Raw genomic sequence first — 12,766 nt, 5'->3', positions numbered from 1 at the left:
AACCCCGCACGCCCCCCAGGAGCCCCGTGACCGCCCCGCAGAGCACCCCCACCGCGCCCGCGGGCAAGGGCACAGCCACAGCCACAGTCGCAGCTCCCGGCGGGGGGCCCGCACCCACCGGCCGCGGAGCGGACCTCGCCCTTCTGGGCGTCGCGATCGCCGGCGTCTCCATGTCGGCCCCGCTCATCGCCGCGACCGCGGCCCCCGCCCTGGCCATCGCCTTCTGGCGGAACGCCATGGCCGTCGGCGTCCTCACCCCCGTCGCCCTGTGGCGGCACCGCGGCGAGCTGCGCCGCATGGGGCGCCGCGCCCTCACCCTCTCCGGCGCCGCCGGCCTCGTGCTGGCGCTGCACTTCGGGCTGTGGCTGCCGAGCCTGACGATGACCTCGGTGGCGACCTCCACCGCGCTGGTCACCACCACCCCGATCTGGACGACGCTGATCCTGCGGCTGCGCGGCCACCGCCCGCCCGGACTCGTGTGGGCGGGCACCGCGCTCGCCGTCGTGGGCGTGCTGATCCTCACCGGCATCGACATGTCGACCGACACCCGCGCCCTCGCCGGGGACGCGCTCGCGCTCGCCGCGGGTCTGGCGGCGGCCGTCTACATGCTGCTCGGCTCGGAGGTACGGCGGACGGCGACGACGACCGCGTACACGTACGTCTGCTACTCGACGACCGCGGTCTCGCTGCTCGCGGCCTGCCTGGTGTCGGGCTCGGCGCTCGGCGGCTACGACGGGCGCAGCTGGCTGAAGATCGCCGCGCTGACCGTCGTCGCCCAACTGCTCGGCCACTCGCTGCTCAACCGGGTCGTCCGCGGCCTCGGGCCGTCGACCACCTCGACGGCGATCCTGCTGGAGACCCCGGGTGCGGCGCTGATCGCCGCGCTGTGGCTGGGCCAGACCCCGCCCGCGGCCGCGTACCCGGCGCTGGTGGTGATCCTCGCGGGCCTGGCCCTCGTGGTGCTCGCGGACGTCCGCCGCGAGGCGTGACCCCCTGCTACAGCCAGCCGTTGCGGCGGAAGCCGCGGTGGATGGCGTAGCAGATGGCCAGGATCACGCCCAGCACCATCGGGTAGCCGAACTTCCAGCGCAGCTCGGGCATGGTGTCGAAGTTCATCCCGTAGACGCCGGTGATCATCGTGGGGACGGCCAGGATGGCGGCCCACGCGGTGATCTTGCGCATGTCCTCGTTCTGCACGACGGTGGCCTGCGCCAGGTTGGCCTGGAGGATCGAGTTGAGCAGGTCGTCGTAGCCGGTGACCTGCTCGTGGACGCGGGCGACGTGGTCGGCGACGTCCCGGAAGTACTTCTGGATCTCCGGGTCGACCAGCCGCATCGGGCGCTCGCCCAGCATCTGCATCGGCCGCAGCAGCGGGGACACCGCGCGCTTGAACTCCAGCACCTCGCGCTTGAGCTGGTAGATCCGGCCCGCGTCGCCGCCCCGCGAGGACTTGCCGGGCTCGGCGGAGAAGACGTCGATCTCGACCTCGTCGATGTCGTCCTGCACCGCGTCCGACACGGCCAGGTAGTCGTCGACGACCTGGTCGGCGATGGCGTGCAGCACCGCCGAGGGGCCCTTGGCGAGCAGCTCGGGGTCGTCCTCCAGCCGGTGCCGCAGCGCCCGCAGCGAGCCGTGGCCGCCGTGCCGCACGGTGATGACGAAATACCGGCCGGTGAAGACCATGACCTCGCCGGACTCCACGACCTCGCTGGTCGCGGTGAGTTCGGCGTGCTCGACGTAGCGGATCGTCTTGAAGACGGTGAAGAGCGAGTTGTCGTAGCGCTCCAGCTTCGGCCGCTGGTGGGCGTGCACCGCGTCCTCGACGGCCAGCGGGTGCAGGCCGAACTCCTCGGCGATGCCCGCGAACTCCTGCTCGGTCGGCTCGTGCAGGCCGATCCACACGAAGCCGTCGCTGCCGTCGCACTGGTCGGACGAGCGGCCGGCCCGCACCGAGGCGAGCGCCTCGCGCAGCCCGACGATGTCCGGGCAGCGCACCCCGTCGCGGTAGACCGCGCAGTCCACGACCGCGCTGGTGGCCGTCGCGATGTCACGTGTCGGGCCGTAGTCGTGGTTCGCCGGGGACTTGCGCAGGGCAGGGCGTACAACTGCGCGAAGGTCACGGATCATCGACATGGCAAGCTCCTTCACGGACTGGCCGACGGCATCACGCCGCACCGAACTGAAAAGCTGCTGATGTGGATCAGAACTGGTTGATCACAGGCAGTTCAGGGCGCGCTCTCCCGAAGCGGAACGCTCCGCGGGCGGACAGGCCGTGACGAGCCGCGTTTCACGGCACACAGGCCGGGGAAGGAACGCGGGAGGCTCAGCGGGTCACACTGCGTGCGGGGCGGCGGCAAGGGAAGAGCGGCCGGTACTGCACGGTCGACTGGGATCCATGTCAGTCCCCACCTCCTCCGGCCGTTCCCCGCTGGGGGATGACTTCGCGAACGCCACAGCTTAGCAAGCTGAAGGGTACGCCCACCGCACGGCCTGTGTGATCCGAACGCGTTCTATGCTCCCCGCATGGGTGACATTCTGGACAGGGTCGAGGAACGCCTCCGCTCCGCCTTCGGCGAGCCCGACGCCCGCGCGTCGGTGACCTTCCTCGGGGCCGAGCGCATCGAGGTGCTGCGTTTCACGCACGGGGAGCTGCGCCGCTACGCCACGCTCGGGATGTCGGCCCAGCCCATGGCCGACCCGGTCGCGACGGTCGCCGACCCCCTGCGCGGGCCGCGCGCGGAGGTCCATCTGACGGTACGGGCCGGCCGCGCCGACACCTCACCCGTCCTCCGCGCCCTGGCGACGGCCGCGGCCTCCCCGCAGGTCGAGGGCCTGGTCCTCGCGGACGGCAACACCCTCGATTTCGGCGAACCGCTGTGGCCCGGCGCGCCCTTCACGGCCTTCCTCGCCGCCGCCCCCGGCGAAACCGTCCCCGACCTCCCGCTCCCCGAGCCCCGCGACCCGGTCCGCTTCTTCCCCCTCGTCCCCCTCACCCCGGCGGAGGCCGCGTACAAGCGCGCCCGCGGCGCCGACGCGCTCCGCGCGCACTGGGCCGAACACGGTACGGACCTCGCCGACCCCGTCCGCCGGGCGAGCGTCTTCTAGGAGCGCGTCAGGGTCGTGGCGCCGATGAGGCCCGCGCCACGACCTCGCACTCCGGACGGGTGATCGTCCTTGACGCGGGCACGCGGCTGGAGGACCGTGGGGATTTATGAGGGGCGAACCCAGTTGCCCGAAGTGCGGTGGCAGGGTCAGGGCGCCCGGCCTCTTCGCCGACTCCTGGCAGTGCGACGTGCACGGCACCGTGTATCCGCTGCAGCCGGTCGTCCCGCCGAGTGTCGAAGGCCTCGGCGTGGTCGTCCACCGGTCGCAGGTACCGGTGTGGATGCCGTGGCCGCTGCCCGTCGGCTGGCTCTTCTCGGGTGTCGCCTCCGCCGGTGACGACCGCAGCGGCGGCCGCGCCACCGCCGTCGCCTGCTCCGGACCCGGGCCCTTCGGCGGCCCCGGCGAGCTGATGCTCGTCGCGGAGGAGCTGGGCGTCGGCCTCGGCGCCCGCTACGCCGGGATCGACGGCCCCGACCCCGGGCCGAACATGTGCGTCGACAAGCCCCCGCACGCCAAGGTCCTCGCGGCCGGCCGCCCCACCGCCCTGTGGCACGTCGCCGGCGCCCCCGACGACCGGGTCGTCTTCGCCGGCGAGGCCCGCGGGCTGTGGCTGTGGGCCATCGTCTGGCCCGAGGAGACCGGCCTGCTGATGTACGACGAGCTGGTCCTCACCGACCTGCGCGACGCCGGGGCCGAGGTCGACCTGCTGCCCTGCGGCGCGCTCACCCCCAGGCTGCTGGCCTGACCCCCGCGGCACCTGCGAATCGCAGGCCCGGACGGGCGCTATCCTTGGCTTCGTCCGCTGTCCGCGCCGTCTTCCGGGAGCCCGTGCCGTGCGCATCGACCTGCACACCCACTCCACGGCCTCCGACGGCACCGACAGCCCCGCCGAGCTGATCCGGAACGCCGCGGGTGCCGGGCTCGACGTCGTCGCGCTCACCGACCACGACACCGTCTCCGGCTACGCCGAGGCCACCGCCGCGCTCGCCGGCACCCGCCTCACCCTCGTCACCGGCGCGGAGCTGTCCTGCAAGGTCGGCGGCATCAGCATGCACATGCTGGCCTACCTCTTCGACCCCGCCGAGCCGCGGCTGTACGCGGCGCGCGAGCTCGTCCGCGACGACCGTGTGCCGCGCGCCCGCGGCATGGTCGCCAAGCTCCGGGAACTCGGTGTGCCCGTCACCTGGGAGCAGGTCGCCCGGATCGCCGGGGACGGCTCCGTGGGCCGCCCGCACATCGCCACCGCCATGGTCGAGCTGGGCGTCGTCCCGACCGTCTCCGACGCCTTCACCTCAGAATGGCTCGCCAACGACGGGCGGGTCTACGTCGAGAAGGCGGAGTTCGACCCCTTCGAGGCGGTCCGCCTCGTCAAGGCGGCCGGCGGCGTCACCGTCTTCGCCCACCCGGGCGCGCACAAGCGCGGCGAGACCGTGCCGGACGAGGTGATCGCGGAGCTTGCCGCCGCCGGGCTCGACGGCCTGGAGGTCGACCACGTCGACCACGAGCCCGCCACGCGCGAGCGGCTGCGCGGGCTCGCGCGCGAGCTTCGTCTTCTGGCGACGGGCTCGTCCGACTACCACGGGGCCCGGAAGACCGTGCCCCTCGGGGCCTGCACGACTCCTCCGGAGGTGCTCGCCGACATCGCGGCCCGCGCCACGGGGGCCGAGCCCATCTCCGCCGTCTAGCCCGGCGGGGCCTTCCTGCTGCGCAGGGCCGTGCCCCGCAGGGGCGCGGGGAACTGCGCGAGCAACCACCCACCGGCCGGTGGTCCGGTACGGACCGAACTGCCCCTTCGGGCCGGTGACGACCCGCGCCCCGGTGGGGGCTGAGCGCGCAGTTCCCCGCGCCCCCAAAAACGCTCACCGCCCTGCGCAGCGGAAGCGCCCGCCTGCGCAAGGCAACGACAACACCTTCAGCTCACGACGAAAGCTCAGCCATGTTCGACCTCACCCTCTTCGGCTCCGTGTTCTTCACGCTGTTCGTGATCATGGATCCGCCCGGCATCACGCCGATCTTCCTCGCCCTCACCTCGGGGCGGGCGACCAAGGTCCAGCGGCGGATGGCGGCGCAGGCCGCATGCGTCGCGTTCGGGGTGATCGTGGTGTTCGGGCTGTGCGGGCAGCAGATCCTGGACTACCTGCACGTGTCCGTGCCCGCGCTGCGGATCGCGGGCGGGCTGCTGCTCCTGCTCATCGCGCTGGACCTGCTGACCGGCAAGGCGGACGAGCCGACGCAGACGCGGGACGTCAACGTGGCGCTCGTGCCGCTGGGGATGCCGCTGCTCGCGGGGCCGGGGGCGATCGTCACGGTGATCCTCGCCGTGCAGAAGGCGGACGGCTTCGCGCAGCAGACCTCCGTGTGGCTGGCGATCCTGGCGATGCACGTCGTGCTGTGGCTGACGATGCGTTACTCGCTGGCGATCATCCGGCTCATCAAGGAGGGCGGCGTGGTGCTCGTGACGCGGCTGTCCGGCATGCTGCTGTCGGCGATCGCCGTGCAGTCCGTCGCCAACGGCGTCCTGGGCTTCGTCCACGGCCAGGGCGGCTGACCGCCCCCGGACATGCGAAGGCGCCCCGTACGAACCTGATGTACGGGGCGCCCGTGCGTGCGGCGGTCGGTCGGCGTCAGTCCGCGAGGCCTTCGGCGGGGCGGATGTAGATGCGCTGGCCGAGGGCGGCAGCCTGCTGCACGATCTTGTTGACCGCGGAGGCGTCGACCACGGTGCTGTCCACTGCGTCGCCGTTCCGATCGTCAAGTCGCATGATCTCGAAGCGCATGGGGCTTCTCCCTTCGTCCCTCGTTACATGTGTGGTCAACGAACACCCCCTTCAAAACATTCCCTACCCTAAATAAAATTCTGCGCGGTGCCGACTGCTTATCCGCTCGCGGCGCTCCCGCCGGTCCAGAACGCCGCGAGCGCGGCAGCCGTCTCGGCCGGCCGCTCGGCGTTGGGGGAGTGCTCCGCGCCCTTGACGACAACGCGCCGGGCACCCAGCCGCTCCGCCATCGTGTCCAGCAGCGGGACCGGCCAGGCGTAGTCCACCTCTCCGGACAGTACGAGCTTCGGCAGCGGAACGGTGGCAAGTTCCGCCACTCGATCCCGTTCTGTCATCAACTGGCGTGCTGTGGCGATCAGCTGTTCGGGCACGGTGGTGACCCAGCGGCGGTGCAGGAAGTCGTCGAGCCACGCCGTGCCGGGGTCGGCGGGGGCCTCGACGACGCTGCCGGCCGGGGCGCCGGAGTTCTCGGCGTCCAGCGAGCGCATCGCCCACCAGGCCGTCTCCATGTCCATGGTCGGCAGATGGTCGATCAGCAGCTGTGTCCTGACCTGCTGGGCCGCGGTGATCGCCGCCGGGCCCGAACTCATGAGGGTGACCGACGACCAGGGGCCGGGGCCGTCCGCGAGCAGTGCCGCCCGGACGATGTGGCCGCCGAGGGAGTGGCCCAGGACGTGCAGCGGGCCGCCGCCGGAGTCCGCGGCGAGCGCGGCGCCCTGCGCGGTGACGTCGGCGGCCAGCTCGTCCTGCGCGTACGCGGCCTCGTCGCGGGGGCCGCCCGACTCGTACTGGCCCCGGCCGTCCACCGCGACGACCCGGAAGCCCGCGGCGGACAGCGGGGCGAGCAGGTCGAGGAAGTCCTCCTTGCTGCCCGTGAAGCCGGGGACGAGCAGCGCGGTGCCGCGGATCCCGGGCGCCTCGGGCGCGGGATGCGCGTCGAGGGCGGCGAAGGAACCGCGGGAGGTCTCCAGCCGGCGCGCCGAGGCGTGCGCCGGCAGATCCAGGGTGGTCGGACGGCTCATGCGGTGAGATTACGCGGTGCATATGTCCGAGAGGTTGCCGCTCGGCATGAAACACCCCCGGCCGGGTGGGGCCGGGGGTGCTCGGTGTTACGCGGCCGGGCCGTCAGGCGTCCTGCTCGGCCGGGGCCGCGGCCTTGCGGGTCCGGCGGCGCGGGGCCTTCGGGGCCTCCTCGCCCTCCGGCGCCGCAGCGGGCGCGGGCACCTCCGAGGACACGGCGGCCTTGCGCGTCCGGCGGCGCGGGGCGGCGGGAGCCTCCTCGCCCTCCGGCGCCGCGGCGGGAGCCGGGACGACCTCGGCGGCCTTGCGCGTCCGGCGGCGGGGCGCGGCGGGGGCCTCCTCCGTGACCGGCGTGACCGGCTCGGCGGCGACCTCGGCTGCGGGGGCCGCGGCCTTGCGCGTCCGGCGGCGCGGGGCCTTCGGGGCCTCCTCGGTCTCGGCACCGGGCGCCTCGGCGGGAGCCGGCACGACCTCGGCGGCCTTGCGGGTCCTGCGGCGCTTCGGGGCCTCGTCCGCGGCGGGCTCGACCGGCGTGACCGGCTCGGCGGCGACCTCGGTGACGACCTCGGCTGCGGGGGCCGCGGCCTTGCGCGTCCGGCGGCGCGGGGCCTTCGGCTCCTCCTCGGCGACGGGGAGCGGAGCCGGAGCGGCCGGAGCCGCCTCGGCGACCGGCGCCGCGGGCACCTCGACCGTCTCGGCCGCGGGCGCCACCGGCGTCACGGCCGACCCGGCGGCACCGCTGCGCGTCCGGCGGCGGCGGCGCGGAGTACGCGCTCCGCCCACGGCCGGCTCGGCGGCTTCGGCGGCCGTCTCCGTAGCGGCAACGGCGCTCTCGACGCTCTCCGCGCCGGCGGACTGGCCGTTGCGCGTCCGGCGGCGCTGCCGCGGGGCGCGGGGCGCGCGGGGCTGGCGCTCCTCGGCGGGCGCCTGGCCCGTACGTCCACCGCGGCCCCGGCCGCTGCCGCGGCCACCGCTGCCACCGCGGCCGCCGGTCTCGCCCAGATCCTCGACCTCTTCGGCGTCGAGGCCCGCGCGAGTGCGCTCGGCGCGGGGCAGTATGCCCTTCGTGCCGACCGGGATGCCCAGCAGCTCGTACAGGTGCGGCGACGTCGAGTAGGTCTCCTCCGGGTCGTTGAAGGAGAGGTCGAGCGCCTTGTTGATCAGCTGCCAGCGCGGGATGTCGTCCCAGTCGACGAGGGTGATCGCGGTACCCGACGCGCCCGCGCGGCCGGTGCGGCCGATGCGGTGCAGATAGGTTTTCTCATCCTCGGGCGTCTGGTAGTTGACGACGTGCGTGACGCCCTCGACGTCGATGCCGCGCGCGGCCACGTCGGTGCAGACCAGGACGTCGACCTTGCCGTTGCGGAAGGCGCGCAGCGCCTGCTCGCGGGCGCCCTGGCCGAGGTCGCCGTGCACGGCGCCGGACGCGAAGCCGCGGCGCTCCAGCTGCTCGGCCACGTCGGCGGCGGTGCGCTTGGTGCGGCAGAAGATCATCGCCAGGCCGCGGCCGTCGGCCTGCAGGATCCGGGAGACCAGCTCGACCTTGTCGAGGGAGTGGGCGCGGAAGACGTGCTGCGTGGTGTTCGCCACGGTCGCGCCCTCGTCGTCCGGCGCGGTCGCGCGGATGTGGGTGGGCTGCGACATGTAGCGGCGGGCCAGGCCGATGACCGCGCCCGGCATGGTGGCCGAGAACAGCATCGTCTGCCGCTTGGCCGGCAGCATCGCCATGATCTTCTCGACGTCGGGCAGGAAGCCCAGGTCGAGCATCTCGTCGGCCTCGTCCAGCACCAGGGTGCGGACGTGGCGCAGGCTGAGCTTCTTCTGGCCGGCGAGGTCCAGCAGCCGGCCCGGGGTGCCGACGATCACGTCGACGCCCTTCTTGAGCGCCTCGACCTGCGGCTCGTACGCGCGGCCGCCGTAGATGGCCTGCACGCGGACCGCGCGGACCTTGCCGGCGGTGAGCAGGTCGTTGGTCACCTGCTGGCACAGCTCGCGGGTGGGGACGACGATGAGCGCCTGCGGCATGTCGGTCAGCTGCTCGGGCGTGGCGCGGCCGGCTTCGACGTCGGCGGCGACGGTGACGCGCTCCAGCAGCGGGAGGCCGAAGCCGAGGGTCTTGCCCGTGCCGGTCTTCGCCTGGCCGATGACGTCGTTGCCCGCGAGGGCGACCGGGAGCGTCATCTCCTGGATCGGGAAGGGCGTGGTGATGCCGACGGACTCGAGGGCCTCGGCCGTCTCCGGGAGGATGCCGAGACTGCGAAATGTCGTGGGGGTCGTGGTGGTCAGGATGCTTGCCTCTTCTGTGAGACGCGGCACTGTCCGGCAAGGGGGGTCGAGTGGCCGGGCGCACCGGCGGAACCGGTGCGGGTCACTGACCGCGCAGAGGTGTCGTACAGCCTGGGGCTGCGAAGCGCGGGACCGCTGCCCTCGCTGTGCCGCGAGTGGGCCCCTCCCGATGACGGGAGGGCGGTCGGGGCGGAGCCGATCGGGCCACCGACCGGGCATCCAGGTGTTGCACACGTCGCCCGCCGGGGAAAAGAACCGGACCGGATCCGGACAGGAACCAGGCCGGTGATCGGCGGGTGCATTACCACTCTACCTCGGAAACACGTAGCTGCACCCGTTCAAATGTTTCGTTCGGGACATCATCGGGTCACGCGGAGGGTGTCGGAGGGCGCCCGCGACGTGGCGCGACTTGGTTATTGTGCCCCGCATGGAGACGCCTGACGACACCACCAAGCCCGCCGCCACCGAGGACCCGACCGGGGCGGAGGCGAAGCCGACCGGGATCGCCGCGCAGGACTGGGCCGCGGCCGCCGCGGACCCGCGCTACCGCGCCGCGGTCGTCGATCTGCTGGGCGCGCTGGCGTACGGCGAGCTGGCCGCGTTCGAACGGCTCGCGGAGGACGCCAAGCTCGCGCCGACCCTGGAGGACAAGGCGGAGCTGGCCGCGATGGCCGCCGCCGAATTCCACCACTTCGCGCGGCTGCGCGACCGCCTCACCGAGGTCGGCGAGGCCGCGCACGAGGCGATGGAGCCCTTCGCGACCGCGCTGGACGACTTCCACCGCCAGACCGCGCCGTCCGACTGGCTGGAAGGCCTGGTCAAGGCCTACGTCGGCGACTCGATCGCGTCCGACTTCTACCGCGAGGTCGCCGTCCGGCTGGACAGCGACACCCGCACCCTGGTGCTCGCCGTCCTCGACGACACCGGGCACGCGAGCTTCGCGGTGGAGAAGGTGCGCGCCGCGATCGACGCGGACCCGCGGGTCGGCGGCCGGCTCGCGCTGTGGGCGCGGCGGCTGATGGGCGAGGCGCTCTCGCAGGCGCAGCGGGTGGTCGCCGACCGGGACGCGCTCTCCACGATGCTGGTCGGCGGGGTCGCCGACGGCTTCGACCTGGCAGAGGTCGGCCGGATGTTCTCCCGGATCACCGAGGCGCACACCAAGCGGATGGCGGCGCTGGGCCTGGCCGCGTAAACCGCCCGGCTTCCGCGTCCGGCGGGAGCCGTGAACCCGGTCAGGGACTTCGGGAGAGAAGGGGTGGGCCCGCCGCGGGCGGGCCCGTACCGCACCCGAACCTCCGGAACGGAGTCCCGTGATCGCTCCCATACGGCCCTCACCGGCGCCCGGCCCCTCCGTCGCGCCGGACGGCCGGCCGGACGCGCCCGCCGCGCCCGCAGCCGCCGCAGCCGACGACGACGCCACGCTCATCGCGCGGTCCACCCGCGAGCCCGAGGCCTTCGCCCTGCTCTACGACCGGCACGCCGCCGGACTGCACCGCTACGTCACCCGGCGGCTCGGCACGGACCTCGCCGACGACGTGGTCGGCGAGACCTTCCTCGTCGCCTTCCGCCGCCGCGAGCGCTACGACATGAGCCGCCCCGAGGCGCGCCCGTGGCTGTACGGCATCGCCGCCAACCTCATCAGCCGGCACCACCGCAGCGAGCAGCGCGCCTACCGGGCCTGGGCCAGGACCGGCGCCGACCCTGTCGCGCACAGCTTCGCACCCGACACCGAGGCCGTCGAGGGCCGCGTCACCGCCCAGGCCTCCGGCCCCGCCCTCGCCGCGGCCCTGCGCTCGCTCTCCCAGGGCGACCGGCACGTACTGCTCCTCATCGCCTGGGCCGACCTCTCCTACGAGGAGGTCGCCACCGCCCTCGGCATCCCGCTGGGCACCGTGCGCTCCCGCCTGAACCGCGCCCGCCGCAAGATGCGCGCCGCGCTCCCCGGTATCGACCCGCAGCTCACCCCGGAGGGGGACACCCATGGATGAGATGACCGTGCTGCGCGAACTGCGCACCGACGCACCCGCCGCCGACGCGGCCCGGCTCGCCGCGGGGCGGTGGAAGCTGATGGGCGAGGCCCTCGCCGAGGAGGCCCCCGCCGGGCGGTGGCACCGTGCCGCCCGCCTCGGCCGTACGGTCGCCGGCACCCGGCCCCGGCGCACGGCGCTGGCCGCCTTGACCGCGGCGGCCGTCACCGCGGGCGTACTGGCCGCGGGCGCCGTCTCCGGCGGCACCGGCGGCTCCACCGACGTGTCGGCCCGGTCGGTCGCGTCGGTCATGGACGCGGTCGCCGCGCAGGAGGAGGCCAGGGGCGGCGGCACGTTCCGCGCCGACCAGTGGCTGTACTCGCGGATGAAGTACTGCGTGACGGCCGCACCCTGCTCGCTCAAGCCCGAATCCTGGTGGCTCCGAGCCGATGGCGACGCCGAGGCCTTCCCGCTGACCGGGCACGGGGGGAAGACCGTCGCGGTACAGCCGGGCTGGAGCGTGTCGCTCGGCGCCAGGGGCGGGCCCGGCTCACGTCCGGTCGACACCTATGAGTTGCTGGACTCGCTGCCCTCGGATCCCCGCGCACTGCTGGACCGCATCAACCACGACCCGGACTTCTTCGTGCGCGGGCTGCCGAAGGGCGCGCTGGTGTGGGTGGGTCGATTCGACTTCGCCCCCATCACCTCCCAGACGCCGGAGGCGCAGTTCCAGCGGGTGGCGAACCTGCTGTCGCTGCCGGACGTCCCGCCACGGATCAGGGCGGCCCTCTACCGTGCACTGGCGCTCGTTCCGGGCGTGCGCCTCGACGCCGAGCCGGCCAAGGACGCCACGGGACGCTCGGGTATCGGGGTGGTGTTCGAGGGCAGGCCCCAGCCGAAGGGCTTCTGGGTCGAGCGCTACGAGCTGCTGTTCGACAGCAGGACCCACGCCTACCTCGGGTCGAGGGCGTCCTTCGGTATCGGGGCCCGGCGGGACGCGTACGTGGCGTCGAACGCCGTACTCGCCACCGGCGTCGTCGACCACGCCGGACAGGTGCCCGGTGGTCCCGTGCCGCCTTCCTCGTCGATCGAGACACGGCCCCCGCTGACCGCCCGCGGGGTCACGCCCCCGAAGAAGTGACCTTCGCGTGCCGCCCGCGCCGCGCGGGGCTGGCGAGCACGCTCAGGCCGGCGGCGGCCGTCGCGAAGGCCGCCGCGAAGCTCGCCGCGGGGCGGCCGCTGCCGAAGATCGTGTACGCCACCAGGCCGCCCGTCAGGGCGGCGACCACGCCGGTGAACAGCACCAGGCCGGCGTCCGGAAGCCGGGAGGGGAAGAGCCGGGCGGCGGCGAAGGCCACCAGCAGCCCGAGTACGGCATAGCCGGTGATCTGTAGAAGGATCACAATCCCCTCCAGCGGCGCGGTCGGTAGGACCTGTGACACAGGTCCTACCCGGGGGAGTGGCCGCGCAAAACGGCGGGGGGGGCCCCCGCCCCCCCGGGGGCCCCCCCCCCGGGGCCCCCGGGGGGGGGGGGGCGCCGCCCCCCCCCCGGGGGGGGGGCCGCGCGCCGCGCGCGGACGAAGCCCGCCGGGCGGCGGGGGCGGGCACCCA

Annotated in this window: 13 protein-coding genes; 8 read left to right on the top strand and 5 right to left on the bottom strand. The window is 74.0% G+C overall.

What is annotated here, in order from left to right:
• Nucleotides 1-26: 26 nt before the first annotated feature.
• Nucleotides 27-989, top strand: coding sequence for a DMT family transporter (locus ACH4SL_RS34915; RefSeq protein WP_398453697.1), 963 nt, complete (start codon nt 27-29; stop codon nt 987-989).
• Nucleotides 990-996: 7 nt separating this feature from the next.
• Here ACH4SL_RS34915 and ACH4SL_RS34910 read toward each other — a convergent pair whose 3' ends face one another.
• On the bottom strand, nt 997-2,133 hold the full coding sequence (locus ACH4SL_RS34910; protein WP_398453695.1) for a magnesium and cobalt transport protein CorA: 1,137 nt from the start codon (nt 2,131-2,133) through the stop codon (nt 997-999).
• Between the two features lie 390 nt (nt 2,134-2,523).
• Here ACH4SL_RS34910 and ACH4SL_RS34905 point away from each other — a divergent pair, with 390 nt between their 5' ends.
• The 4 genes from ACH4SL_RS34905 to ACH4SL_RS34890 all read left to right on the top strand — a co-directional run bounded on the left by ACH4SL_RS34905 (nt 2,524) and on the right by ACH4SL_RS34890 (nt 5,653).
• Entirely contained in the window at nt 2,524-3,105 is a 582-nt protein-coding gene (locus tag ACH4SL_RS34905; RefSeq protein ID WP_398453692.1) for a suppressor of fused domain protein, read from the top strand.
• A gap of 106 nt (nt 3,106-3,211) precedes the next feature.
• Nucleotides 3,212-3,850, top strand: coding sequence for a DUF6758 family protein (locus ACH4SL_RS34900; protein WP_398453690.1), 639 nt, complete (start codon nt 3,212-3,214; stop codon nt 3,848-3,850).
• An 88-nt stretch (nt 3,851-3,938) separates the two neighbouring features.
• Nucleotides 3,939-4,790 (top strand): PHP domain-containing protein, encoded by an 852-nt coding sequence (locus ACH4SL_RS34895; protein ID WP_398453687.1) that lies wholly within the window; start codon nt 3,939-3,941, stop codon nt 4,788-4,790.
• A gap of 251 nt (nt 4,791-5,041) precedes the next feature.
• On the top strand, nt 5,042-5,653 hold the full coding sequence (locus tag ACH4SL_RS34890) for a MarC family protein (RefSeq protein ID WP_398453684.1): 612 nt from the start codon (nt 5,042-5,044) through the stop codon (nt 5,651-5,653).
• A 76-nt stretch (nt 5,654-5,729) separates the two neighbouring features.
• Here ACH4SL_RS34890 and ACH4SL_RS34885 read toward each other — a convergent pair whose 3' ends face one another.
• The 3 genes from ACH4SL_RS34885 to ACH4SL_RS34875 form a co-directional block, all read right to left on the bottom strand.
• Nucleotides 5,730-5,867, bottom strand: coding sequence for a hypothetical protein (locus tag ACH4SL_RS34885; protein ID WP_398183456.1), 138 nt, complete (start codon nt 5,865-5,867; stop codon nt 5,730-5,732).
• A 113-nt stretch (nt 5,868-5,980) separates the two neighbouring features.
• The gene (locus tag ACH4SL_RS34880) at nt 5,981-6,904 is read right to left on the bottom strand and encodes an alpha/beta fold hydrolase (protein ID WP_398453682.1); all 924 of its coding nucleotides are present in this window, start codon (nt 6,902-6,904) and stop codon (nt 5,981-5,983) included.
• A 103-nt stretch (nt 6,905-7,007) separates the two neighbouring features.
• Nucleotides 7,008-9,218, bottom strand: a complete 2,211-nt coding sequence (locus ACH4SL_RS34875) for a DEAD/DEAH box helicase (protein WP_398453679.1) — start codon at nt 9,216-9,218, stop codon at nt 7,008-7,010.
• A 397-nt stretch (nt 9,219-9,615) separates the two neighbouring features.
• On the opposite strand from ACH4SL_RS34875, the gene ACH4SL_RS34870 reads away from it, so the two are divergent.
• The 3 genes from ACH4SL_RS34870 to ACH4SL_RS34860 all read left to right on the top strand — a co-directional run bounded on the left by ACH4SL_RS34870 (nt 9,616) and on the right by ACH4SL_RS34860 (nt 12,296).
• Nucleotides 9,616-10,380: a ferritin-like fold-containing protein gene (locus ACH4SL_RS34870; RefSeq protein ID WP_398453677.1), complete on the top strand. Its 765-nt coding sequence runs from the start codon at nt 9,616-9,618 to the stop codon at nt 10,378-10,380.
• 118 nt (nt 10,381-10,498) lie between these two features.
• Entirely contained in the window at nt 10,499-11,176 is a 678-nt protein-coding gene (locus ACH4SL_RS34865; RefSeq protein WP_398453675.1) for an RNA polymerase sigma factor, read from the top strand.
• Entirely contained in the window at nt 11,169-12,296 is a 1,128-nt protein-coding gene (locus tag ACH4SL_RS34860; RefSeq protein WP_398453673.1) for a CU044_5270 family protein, read from the top strand. Before ACH4SL_RS34865 ends, ACH4SL_RS34860 begins: the two co-directional genes overlap by 8 nt.
• On the opposite strand, the gene ACH4SL_RS34855 is transcribed toward ACH4SL_RS34860, so the two are convergent.
• Nucleotides 12,277-12,558 carry a hypothetical protein gene (locus tag ACH4SL_RS34855; protein WP_398453671.1) on the bottom strand — a complete coding sequence of 94 codons (282 nt, stop codon included), beginning with the start codon at nt 12,556-12,558 and terminating at the stop codon, nt 12,277-12,279. The genes ACH4SL_RS34860 and ACH4SL_RS34855 overlap by 20 nt on opposite strands.
• Nucleotides 12,559-12,766 lie beyond the last annotated feature (208 nt).

Source organism: Streptomyces sp. NPDC021020 (assembly GCF_044333285.1).
In the GTDB taxonomy this organism is placed as follows: Bacteria; Actinomycetota; Actinomycetes; order Streptomycetales; family Streptomycetaceae; genus Actinacidiphila.
Note: the sequence above shows the minus strand (reverse complement) of the source record. Positions and strands in the feature narration are given on the sequence as shown.

Bases quoted from the DNA above. Each gene is read 5' to 3' on its own strand.
- ACH4SL_RS34910 (WP_398453695.1), bottom strand. From the start codon at position 2,133: ATGTCGATGATCCGTGACCTTCGCGCAGTTGTACGCCCTGCCCTGCGC.
- ACH4SL_RS34905 (WP_398453692.1), top strand. From the start codon at position 2,524: ATGGGTGACATTCTGGACAGGGTCGAGGAACGCCTCCGCTCCGCCTTC.
- ACH4SL_RS34900 (WP_398453690.1), top strand. From the start codon at position 3,212: ATGAGGGGCGAACCCAGTTGCCCGAAGTGCGGTGGCAGGGTCAGGGCG.
- ACH4SL_RS34890 (WP_398453684.1), top strand. From the start codon at position 5,042: ATGTTCGACCTCACCCTCTTCGGCTCCGTGTTCTTCACGCTGTTCGTG.
- ACH4SL_RS34885 (WP_398183456.1), bottom strand. From the start codon at position 5,867: ATGCGACTTGACGATCGGAACGGCGACGCAGTGGACAGCACCGTGGTC.
- ACH4SL_RS34880 (WP_398453682.1), bottom strand. From the start codon at position 6,904: ATGAGCCGTCCGACCACCCTGGATCTGCCGGCGCACGCCTCGGCGCGC.
- ACH4SL_RS34870 (WP_398453677.1), top strand. From the start codon at position 9,616: ATGGAGACGCCTGACGACACCACCAAGCCCGCCGCCACCGAGGACCCG.
- ACH4SL_RS34860 (WP_398453673.1), top strand. From the start codon at position 11,169: ATGGATGAGATGACCGTGCTGCGCGAACTGCGCACCGACGCACCCGCC.